Source organism: Zobellia nedashkovskayae (assembly GCF_015330125.1).
GTDB lineage: Bacteria > Bacteroidota > Bacteroidia > Flavobacteriales > Flavobacteriaceae > Zobellia > Zobellia nedashkovskayae.
In genome coordinates this window covers 2,617,129-2,631,697 of the sequence record NZ_JADDXR010000002.1, presented here as the reverse complement: position 1 = coordinate 2,631,697, position 14,569 = coordinate 2,617,129, and the positions used below count along the sequence as shown (strand labels likewise).

Genomic DNA, 14,569 nt, shown 5'->3' with positions numbered 1-14,569 from the left:
AATAAACCCTCAATAGAAATTATTGAGGGTTTGAATTATTTGAGTTTAAAATTTCAAGGCTTCCTTGCGTGCCATGATTTCATCATACTCTTCTTTAGAGCCTACAATGATGTTCTCATAGTCCCGCATACCCGTACCTGCTGGAATTTTATGTCCAACAATCACATTCTCTTTCAGGCCTTCTAATGTATCTATTTTACCGCTTACCGCAGCTTCATTCAATACTTTAGTCGTTTCTTGGAAAGATGCTGCAGATATAAACGATTTAGTCTGTAAAGACGCACGTGTTATACCTTGCAATATAGGCGTAGCAGTAGCTGCAACTGCATCCTCTGCAGTTACTAGATTCTTATCGGTTCGTTTCAAAACAGAATTTTCATCTCTTAATTCACGAGCTGTAACAATCATACCTGCTTTAAGGTTTTCAGAATCACCAGCTTCAACAACAACTTTCTTTCCAAAGATTTCATCATTTTCTTTAATGAAATCATCTTTATGAATCAATTGATTCTCTAAAAAGATGGTGTTTCCTGGATCTTGAATACGAACTTTACGCATCATCTGTCTAACAACAACCTCAAAATGCTTGTCATTTATCTTTACACCCTGTAAACGATATACTTCCTGTACTTCGTTCACCAAGTACTGCTGAACAGCAGATGGGCCCTTAATCTTAAGAATATCCTCAGGAGTAATAGAACCATCTGATAATGGCATACCTGCACGAACGTAATCGTTTTCTTGAACCAAAATCTGATTAGAAAGCTTCACCAAGTATTTCTTGACTTCACCTAATTTAGATTCTATAATGATTTCACGGTTACCTCTCTTGATTTTCCCAAAAGAAACAACACCATCTATCTCAGACACAACGGCTGGGTTAGAAGGATTTCGTGCTTCAAAAAGTTCAGTTACTCTTGGAAGACCACCCGTAATATCACCCGCTTTTGCAGATTTACGAGGTATTTTCACAAGAATCTTACCTTCTTTAATCTTATCACCATCATCTACCATGATGTGTGATCCAACAGGAAGGTTATATGAACGTAAAGTTTCTCCTTTACTATCTTGAATCAAAAGAGTTGGTATCAACTTCTTGTTACGAGATTCCGAGATAACTTTTTCTTGGAAACCAGTTTGTTCATCAATTTCAACTTGATAAGTAACACCCTGATCAATATTCTCGTAAGCTATCTTACCTGGAAACTCAGAAACAATTACACCGTTATATGGATCCCAAGAACAAACAACATCGTCCTTAGCTACTGTTGCTCCGTTTTCAACAAACAATTGCGAACCATAAGGTATGTTATTTGTACTTAACGTAATACCAGTTTTCTTATCTACAACCTTGATTTCCGAAGTTCTAGAGATAACAATTACAGCTGGTTTGCCTTCGTTGTCTTCTCCTAAAACAGTTCTTAAATCTTCTATTTCAGCTACACCACCAAATTTAGCGATTAACTTGTTATCCTCAGAAATGTTACCCGCAATACCACCCACGTGGAAGGTACGTAATGTAAGCTGTGTTCCTGGCTCACCAATTGACTGAGCAGCTACAACACCAACAGCTTCACCTCTTTGAACCATTTTATTGGTAGAAAGGTTACGACCATAACACTGAGCACAAATTCCTTTAGGAGCTTCACAAGTTAATGCTGAACGTACTTCAACTTTTTCAACAGGAGACTCTTCAATTCTCTTCGCGTCAATTTCCATTATCTCCTGACCAGCAGAAAGTAATTGTTCTTGCGTTAATGGATCATATACATCATGTAAAGAAACTCTACCTAATATACGTGCTCCAAGAGACTCAACAACCTCTTCATTCTTTTTCAAGGCAGAAACTTCAACACCTCTCAAAGTTTCGCAATCTGTAATATTAACTATCACATCTTGTGAAACATCTACCAAACGACGTGTTAAGTAACCTGCATCTGCCGTTTTAAGAGCAGTATCAGCAAGACCTTTACGAGCACCGTGAGTAGAAATAAAGTATTCAAGAATTGAAAGACCTTCTTTAAAGTTAGATAAAATCGGGTTTTCAATAATCTCACCACCACCGGCAGTAGATTTTTTAGGCTTAGCCATCAAACCACGCATACCTGTTAACTGGCGAATTTGTTCTTTGGAACCCCTTGCACCAGAATCAAGCATCATATACACAGAGTTGAAACCTTGTTGATCTTCACGAATACGCTTCATTGCCAATTCGGTCAATTGGGCATTTGTGGAAGTCCAAACATCAATTACCTGATTGTAACGCTCGTTGTTGGTAATAAGACCCATATTATAGTTGGCCTTAATTCCATCAACTTGTACGTTAGCTTCAGAAATCATTTCATGCTTTTCCTGCGGTATAATAATATCACCTAAACTAAAAGATAGACCACCTTTGAAGGCGAAATCATATCCCATAGTTTTAATCTTATCTAAGAAATCTGCTGTAGTAGGCACATCAGTAACTGCTAAAATTCCCCCGATAATATCTCGTAAAGATTTCTTATTTAATACATCATTAATGTATCCAGCAGCTTCTGGAACTTCCATATTAAACAAAACTCTACCAACCGTAGTAGGTATAATTTTATTTACTAACTCACCTTCTTCATTGAAGTCTTTTGCTCTTACTTTTATCCCAGCATTTAAGTTAACCATTCCTTCATTAAAGGCAATCTCTACCTCTTCGTAAGAATAGAAAGTTAAACCTTCGCCAGCAATAGGCACTTCTGGAGTTGATTTTCTCTCTTTGGTCATATAATACAGACCCAATACCATATCCTGAGATGGTACAGTAATAGGAGAACCGTTAGCAGGATTCAAAATATTATGAGAAGCCAACATTAATAATTGACACTCTAGAATTGCTTCTGGTCCTAAAGGAAGGTGAACCGCCATCTGGTCACCATCAAAATCCGCGTTAAATGCCGTACATACCAATGGGTGAAGACGAATAGCCTTACCTTCAATAAGTTTTGGTTGGAATGCTTGAATACCTAAACGGTGTAATGTAGGGGCCCTGTTCAACATTACAGGGTGTCCTTTCAATACGTTTTCAAGAATATCCCAAACAACGGGTTCTTTTTTATCTATAATTTTCTTAGCAGATTTAACTGTTTTTACGATACCTCTTTCTATCAGTTTTCTGATAACAAAAGGCTTGTAAAGCTCGGCAGCCATATCTTTAGGAAGACCACATTCAAACAATCTCATTTCAGGTCCAACAACGATTACCGAACGTGCAGAATAATCAACACGTTTACCCAATAGGTTTTGACGGAAACGTCCTTGTTTACCCTTTAATGAATCGGAAAGCGACTTTAACGGTCTGTTAGATTCGGTTTTTACAGCTGAAGCTTTTCTTGTGTTATCAAAAAGAGAATCTACTGCTTCTTGAAGCATACGTTTCTCATTTCTAAGAATTACTTCAGGAGCTTTAATCTCAACTAACCTTTTTAAACGGTTGTTACGAATAATAACTCTTCTGTAAAGATCATTCAAATCCGAAGTTGCGAAACGACCACCATCTAGCGGCACCAATGGACGTAATTCTGGCGGAATCACCGGAATTACCTTCATAATCATCCACTCAGGTCTGTTGTCTCTATTTTCTTGAGACTCACGAAGCGCTTCAACAACTTGAAGCCTTTTTAAAGCCTCAGTTTTTCTTTGCTTGGAAGTCTCTGTATTTGCCTTGTGACGTAACTGGTATGATAGTTCTTTTAAGTCGATACGAGCTAAAAGATCTATAAGACATTCCGCACCCATTTTAGCGATAAACTTATTAGGGTCCGTGTCATCTAAATACTGATTTTCAACAGGAATAGACTCCAAAATAGTCAAGTACTCCTCTTCGGTTAAGAAATCCATTTTATTGATTTCTTCACCTTCAGCGCCTTTAGCTATACCTGGTTGAATTACTACATAACGTTCGTAGTAAATAATCATATCCAATTTCTTGGAAGGTAGTCCCAAAAGGTAACCTATTTTATTTGGTAACGAGCGGAAATACCAGATATGAGCTACAGGAACCACCAAGTTGATGTGCCCTACTCTATCTCTACGTACTTTCTTCTCCGTAACCTCAACACCACAACGGTCACAAACAATACCACGGTAACGAATTCTCTTATATTTACCACAAGCACATTCGTAATCCTTTACAGGACCGAAAATACGCTCGCAAAAAAGACCGTCTCGCTCCGGCTTGTGCGTTCTGTAGTTGATAGTTTCAGGCTTAAGAACCTCTCCTCTTGACTCCGCCAAAATTGCTTCTGGTGAGGACAATCCGATAGAAATCTTATCAAACCTTTTTATTGGATTATTATCTTTTATTCTAGCCATAATCTAATGGTGATACTAATTAAAATGTGTGTTCTTCAATCGCTACAATCGATTCTATTCTTCCAAACGGATGTCTAAGCCCAAACCTTTAAGTTCGTGCATCAATACATTGAAAGATTCCGGTAAACCGGGTTCTGGCATGGTTTCGCCCTTAACTATTGACTCATAGGTTTTAGCTCTACCAATAACATCATCCGACTTAACGGTCAATATTTCACGTAAAGTTGCCGAAGCACCGTATGCCTCAAGAGCCCAAACTTCCATCTCTCCAAAACGCTGACCACCAAATTGTGCTTTACCACCTAATGGTTGTTGTGTAATTAAAGAGTATGGTCCTATAGAACGTGCGTGCATTTTATCATCTACCATGTGACCAAGTTTTAGCATATAAATCACACCAACTGTTGCTGGTTGATCAAAACGCTTACCTGTTCCACCATCATGAAGATAAGTATGACCAAATCTTGGAATACCAGCTTCATCTGTATATTCATTTATTTGATCTAAAGTGGCACCATCAAAAATTGGAGTACCAAATTTCTTTCCTAGCTTCAAACCTGCCCAACCTAATACGGTTTCATAGATCTGACCAATATTCATACGAGAAGGTACACCCAATGGATTCAATACGATATCTACCGGAGTTCCATCTGCCAAGAAAGGCATATCTTCTTGACGAACGATACGAGATACAATACCTTTGTTACCGTGACGACCCGCCATTTTATCACCTACTTTAAGCTTACGCTTTTTGGCAACATAAACTTTGGCCAATTTCATAATTCCAGCTGGTAATTCATCCCCAACGGAAATTGTAAACTTGTCTCTTCTCAAGTTTCCTTGAAGATCGTTCAGTTTTATCTTATAGTTGTGAAGCAAATCGGCAACAGATATGTTTGTATCCTTATCCATTGTCCAACTACCACCTACCAAGTGAGCAAAGTCATCTACAGAGTTTAACATTTTAAGCGTGTATTTCTTGCCTTTTGGCAATACTTCTTCACCTAAATCGTTTAATACACCTTGAGATGTCTTACCGTTGATTAAAGTAAAAAGTTTCTCTATCAAGACGTCTTTCAACTCTTGGAATTTCACTTCGTACTCTAACTCTAACTTATTAAGTTCTTCTTTATCTTCAGAACGCTTACGCTTATCTTTTACCGAACGAGAAAACAATTTCTTCTCGATAACAACACCATGTAATGATGGAGATGCTTTTAAGGATGCATCTTTTACATCACCTGCTTTATCACCAAAAATTGCTCTAAGTAATTTCTCTTCAGGAGTTGGATCAGACTCTCCTTTTGGAGTAATCTTACCAATTAAGATATCACCAGGCTTAACCTCGGCACCGATACGAATCATACCGTTTTCATCCAAATCCTTAGTAGCTTCCTCAGAAACGTTAGGAATATCGTGAGTTAATTCTTCAGCACCTAATTTAGTATCTCTAACCTCTAAAGAATACTCATCTACGTGAATAGAAGTAAAGATATCTTCACGAACTACTTTTTCCGAAATTACGATTGCATCCTCAAAGTTATATCCTTTCCAAGGCATAAAAGCCACGGTAAGGTTACGCCCTAGGGCTAATTCACCTTTTTCAGTTGCATATCCTTCACAAAGAACCTGACCTTTTTTAACCTTATCTCCTCTTCTTACAATTGGCTTCAGGTTAATACTAGTACCCTGGTTAGTTTTTCTAAACTTAACCAAGTTGTATGATTTTGAATCTTCTTCAAAACTAATCAAACGCTCAGCATCAGTACGATCATACTTAATCGTAATCATCTTAGCATCTACATACTCTATAGTTCCATCTCCTTCTGCATTTATCAATACTCTAGAATCAGAAGCAACCTGACGCTCAAGACCTGTACCAACAATTGGTGCTTGTGGTCTTAACAATGGCACCGCTTGGCGCATCATGTTAGATCCCATCAACGCACGGTTGGCATCATCATGTTCCAAGAAAGGAATTAGTGATGCAGATATAGATGCAATCTGGTTAGGAGCAACGTCTGTATAGTTAATTTCAATCGGATCTACTACCGGGAAATCTCCTTCTTCACGAGCAATAACCTTATCCGTATCAATAGTACCATCTTCTTTCATTGGAATGTTAGCCTGGGCAATTTTCATTCCTTCTTCCTCCTCTGCACTTAGGTAAACGAATTCTTTCGTATTTACCTTAGCATTATCCACCTTGCGATATGGAGTTTCCAAGAAGCCCATTGGGTTTACTTTAGAAAATACCGCTAACGAAGATATCAAACCAATGTTTGGACCTTCAGGAGTTTCAATAGGACAAAGTCTACCGTAGTGTGTATAGTGAACATCACGAACCTCAAAACCAGCACGCTCTCTTGAAAGACCACCTGGCCCTAGTGCAGACAATCTACGCTTGTGCGTAATCTCCGCTAATGGATTTGTTTGATCCATAAACTGAGACAACTGGTTAGTACCAAAGAATGAATTAATCACAGAAGACAATGTCTTCGCATTAATTAAATCAATTGGAGTAAACACTTCGTTATCTCGAACATTCATACGCTCACGAATAGTTCTTGCCATACGGGCAAGACCTACACCAAACTGAGATGACAACTGCTCACCAACAGTACGAACACGACGGTTAGAAAGGTGATCAATATCATCAATCTCTGCTTTAGAGTTGATAAGTTCAATTAAATATTTAATAATAGTAATAATATCTTCTTTGGTCAAGACCTGCTTGTCCATTCCGATATCCAACTGTAATTTCTTGTTCATTCTGTAACGCCCAACTTCACCTAAGTTGTAACGTTGATCAGAGAAAAATAATTTATCAATAATCCCACGTGCAGTCTCCTCATCTGGCGGCTCGGCGTTCCGTAATTGACGATAGATATGCTCAACAGCTTCTTTTTCAGAGTTTGTTGGATCCTTCTGTAATGTATTGTGAATTATAGAGTAATCTGATTGTGCATTGCTAACTTTATGAAGAAGGATGGTTTTAACATCAGCATCTATAATTTCGGCAATGTGTTCTTTTTCTAAAACAGTATCACGATCTATAACGATTTCGTTTCTTTCAATAGAAACAACTTCGCCAGTATCTTCATCAACGAAATCTTCATGCCAAGTGTTCAAAACCCTAGCTGCCAATTTACGTCCCAATACTTTTTTAAGACCTGCATTTGAAACCTTAACCTCTTCTGAAAGGTCAAAAATTTCAAGAATATCCTTATCCCTTTCAAAACCAATAGCTCTGAAAAGAGTAGTTACAGGCAACTTCTTTTTACGATCAATGTACGCATACATTACACCGTTTATATCTGTTGCGAATTCTATCCAAGAACCTTTAAAAGGTATTACTCTGGCAGAATATAATTTAGTTCCGTTCGCATGAAATGACTGACCGAAGAAAACACCTGGTGAACGGTGCAACTGAGAAACTACAACCCTTTCCGCTCCGTTGATAACAAATGTACCACTAGGTGTCATATAAGGTATAGTACCCAAATACACATCTTGCACGATAGTTTCAAAATCTTCGTGCTCAGGATCGGTACAGTATAATTTTAATCGTGCTTTTAACGGAACACTATAGGTAAGACCACGCTCAATACATTCTTGGATAGAATATCTTGGCGGATCTATGAAGTAATCTAAAAATTCAAGTACGAACTGGTTTCTGGTGTCCGTAATAGGGAAGTTTTCCATGAAGGTATTGTACAAGCCTTCATTGCCTCTTTCGTCAGATTTCGTTTCTAGCTGAAAAAAGTCTTGAAACGATTTTATCTGAATGTCCAAGAAATCCGGATAAGCCGGTGTGTTCTTAGCGGATGCAAAATTTATTCTCTCAGTCTGTTGTGTGAACATCTATGGACAGTATTTTGAACGTGAATACTAAATTCGGGTCGTATATCTCATCATATACGTGGGTCTTACTTGTATAAAAAGGCTTAGGTCTAGCTCCGCCGGAGCGAGGAAAGACCTAAACCAAATTGTTATGGTTGCTGATACTATTTAAGCTCAACTTCCGCTCCTGCTTCTTCCAAAGATTTTTTGATTCCTTCAGCTTCGTCTTTAGTAACACCTTCTTTTACAGCTTTAGGTGCGCTATCAACGATATCTTTAGCATCTTTCAATCCAAGACCAGTCAATTCTTTAACCAATTTAACTACAGCCAGTTTAGAACTACCTGCTGCTTTTAAGATTACGTCAAATTCTGTTTGCTCATCAGCAGCTTCAGCAGCGTCTCCGCCACCAGCGGCAACAGCAACTGCAGCAGCTGCAGGCTCTATACCATATTCATCTTTTAATATATTAGCTAACTCATTTACCTCTTTTACGGTTAAGTTAACCAATTGTTCTGCGAAATCTTTCAAATCTGCCATTTTACTATCGTTTAATAAATTTTTAAAATATACTTAGTTTACTAGTGCGTTCTTATCTTTCTGATAATGTCTTAAGGATACCTGCTAGTTTACCACCACCAGATTTAAGTCCAGAAATAACGTTTTTGGCTGGAGATTGTAACAATCCTATAACCTCACCGATCATTTCTTCTTTAGACTTAATGCTTACAAGTGCATCCAAATTCTCATCACCAATATATACCGCTTCTTCTACGAAGGCTCCTTTCAACAAAGGCTTATCAGACTTTTTTCTAAAAGCTTTGATAATTTTTGCTGGAACGTTACCCACTTCTGAGAACATCAACGAAGTATTGCCCTTAAGCACTCCGGGAAGTTCACCGAATTCTCTTTCGGAAGCTTCCATTGCTTTTGCAAGCAATGTATTTTTGACTACTGCCAGTTTAACATCTGCTTTAAAACAAGCTCTTCTCAAATCTGAGGTCTGCGTTGCATTCAAGCCCGATATATCAGCTAAATAAATAGTTGCATTATCGCCTAACTGTGAAGTCAAATCCTGTATTACGTTTGCTTTTTCTTCTCTTGTCATACTGTAAATTTTGAACTACCCAGTTCGATTAAACTGTCTTTGGATCTAACTGAACACTTGGGCTCATGGTACTTGACATGAAAATACTTTTCATATAAACACCCTTAGCAGCAGCAGGTTTCATCTTAACTAAAGTGTCTAATAACTCTCTAGCATTTTCTTCCAATTTATCAGCAGAGAAAGAAGCTTTCCCTACAGCAGCATGAACGATACCTGTTTTATCTACCTTAAAGTCGATTTTACCAGCCTTTACTTCTGATATCGCTTTAGCGACATCCATAGTAACTGTTCCTGTCTTTGGATTAGGCATAAGACCTCTTGGTCCTAAAACTCGTCCTAAAGGACCTAGTTTACCCATTACGCTTGGCATAGTGATGATTACATCAACATCTGTCCAACCGCCTTTTATTTTTTCCAAATACTCATCCAACCCAACAAAGTCAGCACCGGCTTCCGTAGCCTCTGCTTCCTTGTCTGGTGTTACCAAGGCCAAAACCTTAACATCTTTACCAGTACCATGAGGAAGAGTAACCACCCCACGAATCATTTGGTTTGCTTTTCTTGGATCTACACCCAAACGCACTGCCAAATCTACAGATGCATCAAATTTTGTATTGGTAATCTCTTTTACCAAAGCAGCACCTTCAGCTACAGAATAAAGTTTGTCTTTATCTATCTTAGCGTGGGCGTCTTTTTGTTTCTTAGTTAATTTTGCCATTTCAAATTGCTTTTAAGATTTTAGAAAGGTCGCTTACCTGCAACTTTTAGACCCATAGACCTTGCTGTACCGGCTATCATGCTCATTGCAGATTCTACCGTAAACGCATTAAGGTCTACCATTTTGTCCTCGGCAATTGTTTTAACTTGATCCCAAGTAACATTACCAGATTTTACACGATTAGGTTCGCCTGATCCTTTTTTAATCTTAGCCGCTTCCAATAGCTGAATTGCCGCCGGTGGTGTTTTTACAAGGAAGTCAAAAGACTTATCCTTATATACGGTGATAACAACAGGTAATACTTTACCCTGTTTGTCCTGCGTACGAGCATTAAACTGCTTACAGAACTCCATGATGTTAACACCGGCAGCACCTAAGGCGGGTCCAACCGGTGGCGACGGATTCGCTGCACCTCCCCTAACTTGTAGTTTAACTACTTTACCTATTTCTTTTGCCATTGTTTAAAATTAAATTTCAGCTGTATTATTTTGGAAGCAACACAACTTTAAATATGTAACACTTAACTTATACTTTCTCTACTTGCATATAACTGAGTTCCAATGGTGTTTTTCTTCCGAAAATCTTAACCATAACCTCTAGCTTACGCTTCTCTTCGTTGATTTTCTCAACAGTACCATTAAATCCATTAAACGGACCATCAATAACCTTAACCGTTTCACCATGAGTGAAAGGTATAGCTACCGTATCCGTATTAACAGCCAATTCATCTACCTTACCTAGCATTCTGTTCACTTCGGCTTTTCTCAATGGAACAGGATCACCTCCTTTTGTCTCCCCTAAGAAACCGATTACGTTCGTAATTGAACGTACAATGTGAATCATTTCACCACCAAGGTTAGCTTTTATCATTATATAACCAGGAAAATAAACTCTTTCTTTATTAACCTTTTTTCCGTTACGAATCTGAATCACCTTTTCAGTAGGAACAAGGATATCCTCCAAATAGTCAGAAAAACCATGGCGCTCTACTTCACTCTCAATATAGCCTTTGATTTTATTCTCTTGGCCACTGACAGCTCTCACTACATACCATTTCTTTTCCAATACTTCTGACATAGCAACCGACTAGTTTAAGATGTTATCGAAATACAAACGAACCAATTTGCTGAATGTACTATCCACACCCCAAGTCGCCAAAGCGAACAAAATAGAAAATACCGCAACCACTACCATAAGGTTAGATGATTCGGCTCTTGGAGGCAAAGTAACATTGTTACGAAGCTCTTCTATAGATTCTTTTATATACGTTAACATAATGATTCTTACTTAAATTCGCACGGGAGGAGAGACTCGAACTCCCGACACCTGGTTTTGGAGACCAGTGCTCTACCAACTGAGCTACACCCGTTTATAATTGCATTTAAAGGTGTCCTACAAAAGCAGAACACCCTTAATTACATTATTCCTATATAATAAATTAATCTATAATCTTAGTAACCTGACCGGCACCAACTGTTCTACCACCTTCACGGATAGCGAAACGTAGACCTAAACTTAAAGCAATTGGTTGAATCAACTCAACTGTAATAGTAAGGTTATCACCAGGCATTACCATCTCAACTCCTGCAGGAAGTGCAATGTTACCAGTTACATCCGTAGTTCTTACATAAAACTGTGGACGATAGTTATTATGGAATGGCGTGTGACGACCACCTTCTTCTTTTTTCAAAACATAAACTTCAGCTTCGAATTTAGCGTGAGGCTTAACAGAACCTGGCTTACAAATAACCATACCTCTACTAATCTGTGCTTTTTCAATACCTCTTAACAAGATACCTACGTTATCACCAGCTTCACCTCTATCCAAAATCTTACGGAACATCTCAACACCAGTAACAGTAGAAGTCAATTTCTCAGCTCCCATACCGATAATCTCAACAGGATCACCTGTATTAGCAACACCAGTCTCAATACGACCAGTTGCAACAGTACCACGTCCAGTAATTGTAAATACATCTTCAACAGGCATCAAGAAATCTTTTTCAACATCTCTCTTTGGAAGTTCGATCCAGTTATCAACAGCCTCCATCAATTCCATTACCGTGTCAACCCATTTTTGCTCACCGTTCAATGCACCTAATGCAGAACCAGCAATTACAGGACCATTATCACCATCGTACTCGTAGAAAGAAAGCAATTCTCTTACTTCCATTTCAACTAGTTCGATTAATTCCTCATCATCAACCATATCCACTTTGTTCATGAATACAACAATTCTAGGAATACCAACCTGACGTCCTAAAAGGATGTGCTCACGAGTTTGTGGCATTGGACCATCTGTAGCTGCAACAACTAAAATAGCACCATCCATCTGAGCAGCACCAGTAACCATGTTCTTTACGTAATCCGCGTGACCAGGACAGTCAACGTGAGCGTAATGACGATTAGCTGTAGAATACTCTACGTGTGAAGTGTTAATAGTAATACCTCTTTCTTTTTCTTCAGGAGCGTTATCGATAGACTCGAAACTTCTCAATTCAGAAAGACCTGCGTTTGCCAAAACCGTAGTAATAGCAGCAGTTAATGTAGTTTTACCGTGATCCACGTGTCCAATAGTACCTATATTTAAGTGCGGTTTGGAACGATCAAAAGTTTCCTTTGCCATTTTTAATGAATTTTAATCTTAGTTATATATTAGTGTACAAATAATGCCTTTGTTGAGCCAACGACGGGAATTGAACCCGTGACCTCTTCCTTACCAAGGAAACGCTCTACCCCTGAGCTACGTCGGCTTATTAGGTTCAAGGTTCAAGACTAATGCCAGTAGATTAAAGACTACAAACATTACCTTGGCTTATTAGAGCGGGAGACCGGGTTCGAACCGGCGACATTCAGCTTGGAAGGCTGACGCTCTACCAACTGAGCTACTCCCGCAAATTTTAATAATCCAATATTTCAAAACCCAATAAATTTGGGCCGCTAAAAAAAAGTGGGGAGAGCAGGATTCGAACCTGCGAAGACGTAGTCAGCAGATTTACAGTCTGCCCTCGTTGGCCGCTTGAGTATCTCCCCAAACCAATTTTTTTTAAAGAACTTAAGAGCCGATGGAGGGACTCGAACCCACGACCTGCTGATTACAAATCAGCTGCTCTAGCCAGCTGAGCTACATCGGCCTTTCTACGCTGTTTCCGGCATAAAAAAGTCCGCTATTTCTAACGGACTGCAAATGTATACGTTTTTTTGTTTATTCAAAACAAAAAATGAAAAAAATTTATCAAGCTTGTACACGAGATTTTTCTTTATGTTTTATTAGCTTCCTTTCCAAGGAGTTACAAGCAGAGTCCACTGCCTCCTCAAATTTCTTACATTGCTTTTTTATCATGAATTTATCGCCAGGTATATTCAATTTAATTTCTACTATCTTATTTTCCTTTGAACTGGTGTTCTCCACCTTCATATAAACATCTGCACTAATTACCTTATCGTAGAAGGTTTCAAGCTTATCAAGTCTGGTCTGTAAAAAGTCGATAAGCGTTTGATCCGCATTAAAATTAACTGATTGCGCATTTACTTTCATAGGTTATAGTTTTTATGTTAAACAATGTAAAATCACCCAATTACTTCTTACCCCTAGGGTGAGCCTTGGCGTGCACCTTTTTTAGCTCGGCAATACTATTGTGAGTATATACCTGTGTAGACGCTAAACTTGCATGACCCAACAACTCTTTTACAGAATTCATATCCGCCCCTTTATTCAGCAGATGGGTCGCAAAAGTATGCCTAAGAATATGAGGACTCTTCTTTACCTTAGACGACACCTTACTAAAATACTTATTTATTAATCGATAAACAAGGTTTTCATATAGTTTATTACCCGACTTCAACAAAAAAACAAATGCTTCATCGGTTATTTCTTCAAGTGCTTTCCTTTCCTTCAAATACACCTCTAAAAGTATTACGACAGAAGGCAACACTGGTAGAATACGCTCTTTGTTTCTTTTTCCCAAAACCTTTAAAAGTTGTTGCGAAACATCAATATCTATCATTTTCAAATTAATTAGCTCTGCCCTACGCATGCCCGTCGTATACAACAACTCAATAATGAGGCGATCCCTAACTCCCTCAAAATCTTCTGCAAACTCAATTTGAGAAAGCACCTTTTGCATTTCAATTTCCGAAAAAGGAACTTCAATTTTCTTTGCGGTTTTAAGAGCCTTATGCTTAGCTAACGGATTTACCTCTATAGCTCCTATATTTTGAAGAAATTTATAGTACGCTTTTAGAGATGCCATCTTCCTGTTTACAGATCTATTAGAAACGCCAGAATCCACCAAACTTACAATCCAACTCCTTACAATCCCATACGCTACAGCATCAATATTTTTATCATCGTAATTATGGTCACAGAAATCAACAAAAGCCTCCAAATCTCTTTTATACGCTGTTACCGTATGAACGGAATAGTTCTTCTCTAAAGCTAGATATGATATAAAGGGTTCCAAAGACATACTACGAAGTTAGTAAAGTTGACAACAAAGGGCAGATTTAACAACGCTAAGAGGAAATAGACATTGTAATTACATGGAGAAAAATATT

Annotated in this window: 11 protein-coding genes and 5 tRNA genes; all 16 read right to left on the bottom strand. The window is 38.3% G+C overall.

Translation table 11 applies throughout. The features are described from left to right. Nucleotides 1–45 precede the first annotated feature (45 nt). Nucleotides 46–4,344 (bottom strand): DNA-directed RNA polymerase subunit beta', encoded by a 4,299-nt coding sequence (rpoC, locus tag IWB64_RS11060; protein WP_194534048.1) that lies wholly within the window; start codon nucleotides 4,342–4,344, stop codon nucleotides 46–48. Nucleotides 4,345–4,398: 54 nt separating this feature from the next. Further along, nucleotides 4,399–8,208, bottom strand: a complete 3,810-nt coding sequence (gene rpoB / locus IWB64_RS11055) for a DNA-directed RNA polymerase subunit beta (RefSeq protein ID WP_194534047.1) — start codon at nucleotides 8,206–8,208, stop codon at nucleotides 4,399–4,401. Nucleotides 8,209–8,351: 143 nt separating this feature from the next. Beyond that, nucleotides 8,352–8,726 (bottom strand): 50S ribosomal protein L7/L12, encoded by a 375-nt coding sequence (rplL, locus tag IWB64_RS11050; protein WP_155597509.1) that lies wholly within the window; start codon nucleotides 8,724–8,726, stop codon nucleotides 8,352–8,354. 52 nt (nucleotides 8,727–8,778) lie between these two features. Continuing rightward, a complete protein-coding gene (rplJ, locus tag IWB64_RS11045) occupies nucleotides 8,779–9,294 on the bottom strand; it encodes a 50S ribosomal protein L10 (RefSeq protein WP_155597510.1) in 516 nt (171 codons plus the stop codon). A gap of 28 nt (nucleotides 9,295–9,322) precedes the next feature. Next, nucleotides 9,323–10,012, bottom strand: coding sequence for a 50S ribosomal protein L1 (gene rplA / locus IWB64_RS11040; protein ID WP_194534046.1), 690 nt, complete (start codon nucleotides 10,010–10,012; stop codon nucleotides 9,323–9,325). A gap of 20 nt (nucleotides 10,013–10,032) precedes the next feature. Then, the gene (gene rplK / locus IWB64_RS11035) at nucleotides 10,033–10,470 is read right to left on the bottom strand and encodes a 50S ribosomal protein L11 (protein WP_155597512.1); all 438 of its coding nucleotides are present in this window, start codon (nucleotides 10,468–10,470) and stop codon (nucleotides 10,033–10,035) included. Between the two features lie 67 nt (nucleotides 10,471–10,537). Beyond that, nucleotides 10,538–11,089, bottom strand: a complete 552-nt coding sequence (nusG, locus tag IWB64_RS11030) for a transcription termination/antitermination protein NusG (protein ID WP_194534045.1) — start codon at nucleotides 11,087–11,089, stop codon at nucleotides 10,538–10,540. A gap of 9 nt (nucleotides 11,090–11,098) precedes the next feature. Beyond that, on the bottom strand, nucleotides 11,099–11,287 hold the full coding sequence (gene secE / locus IWB64_RS11025) for a preprotein translocase subunit SecE (protein ID WP_194534044.1): 189 nt from the start codon (nucleotides 11,285–11,287) through the stop codon (nucleotides 11,099–11,101). 21 nt (nucleotides 11,288–11,308) lie between these two features. Then, a tRNA-Trp gene (locus IWB64_RS11020) sits at nucleotides 11,309–11,381 on the bottom strand. A gap of 69 nt (nucleotides 11,382–11,450) precedes the next feature. Next, on the bottom strand, nucleotides 11,451–12,638 hold the full coding sequence (gene tuf, locus IWB64_RS11015; RefSeq protein ID WP_194534043.1) for an elongation factor Tu: 1,188 nt from the start codon (nucleotides 12,636–12,638) through the stop codon (nucleotides 11,451–11,453). A 55-nt stretch (nucleotides 12,639–12,693) separates the two neighbouring features. After that, nucleotides 12,694–12,765, bottom strand: a tRNA-Thr gene (locus IWB64_RS11010). Between the two features lie 69 nt (nucleotides 12,766–12,834). Next, nucleotides 12,835–12,907: transfer RNA gene (locus tag IWB64_RS11005), tRNA-Gly, on the bottom strand. 56 nt (nucleotides 12,908–12,963) lie between these two features. Beyond that, nucleotides 12,964–13,045 (bottom strand) — tRNA-Tyr (locus tag IWB64_RS11000). Nucleotides 13,046–13,072: 27 nt separating this feature from the next. Then, nucleotides 13,073–13,146: transfer RNA gene (locus IWB64_RS10995), tRNA-Thr, on the bottom strand. Nucleotides 13,147–13,247: 101 nt separating this feature from the next. Beyond that, nucleotides 13,248–13,550, bottom strand: a complete 303-nt coding sequence (gene hpf, locus IWB64_RS10990) for a ribosome hibernation-promoting factor, HPF/YfiA family (protein WP_194534042.1) — start codon at nucleotides 13,548–13,550, stop codon at nucleotides 13,248–13,250. Nucleotides 13,551–13,590: 40 nt separating this feature from the next. Then, complete coding sequence (locus IWB64_RS10985; RefSeq protein WP_194534041.1) at nucleotides 13,591–14,481, bottom strand: tyrosine-type recombinase/integrase; 891 nt, start codon at nucleotides 14,479–14,481, stop codon at nucleotides 13,591–13,593. Between the last annotated feature and the right edge of the window lie 88 nt (nucleotides 14,482–14,569).

Coding starts and splice junctions, on each gene's coding strand:
- IWB64_RS10985 (WP_194534041.1), bottom strand. CDS start 14,481: ATGTCTTTGGAACCCTTTATATCATATCTAGCTTTAGAGAAGAACTAT.
- rplJ (WP_155597510.1), bottom strand. CDS start 9,294: ATGACAAGAGAAGAAAAAGCAAACGTAATACAGGATTTGACTTCACAG.
- secE (WP_194534044.1), bottom strand. CDS start 11,287: ATGTTAACGTATATAAAAGAATCTATAGAAGAGCTTCGTAACAATGTT.
- rpoB (WP_194534047.1), bottom strand. CDS start 8,208: ATGTTCACACAACAGACTGAGAGAATAAATTTTGCATCCGCTAAGAAC.
- rpoC (WP_194534048.1), bottom strand. CDS start 4,344: ATGGCTAGAATAAAAGATAATAATCCAATAAAAAGGTTTGATAAGATT.
- rplK (WP_155597512.1), bottom strand. CDS start 10,470: ATGGCAAAAGAAATAGGTAAAGTAGTTAAACTACAAGTTAGGGGAGGT.
- hpf (WP_194534042.1), bottom strand. CDS start 13,550: ATGAAAGTAAATGCGCAATCAGTTAATTTTAATGCGGATCAAACGCTT.
- rplL (WP_155597509.1), bottom strand. CDS start 8,726: ATGGCAGATTTGAAAGATTTCGCAGAACAATTGGTTAACTTAACCGTA.
- rplA (WP_194534046.1), bottom strand. CDS start 10,012: ATGGCAAAATTAACTAAGAAACAAAAAGACGCCCACGCTAAGATAGAT.
- tuf (WP_194534043.1), bottom strand. CDS start 12,638: ATGGCAAAGGAAACTTTTGATCGTTCCAAACCGCACTTAAATATAGGT.
- nusG (WP_194534045.1), bottom strand. CDS start 11,089: ATGTCAGAAGTATTGGAAAAGAAATGGTATGTAGTGAGAGCTGTCAGT.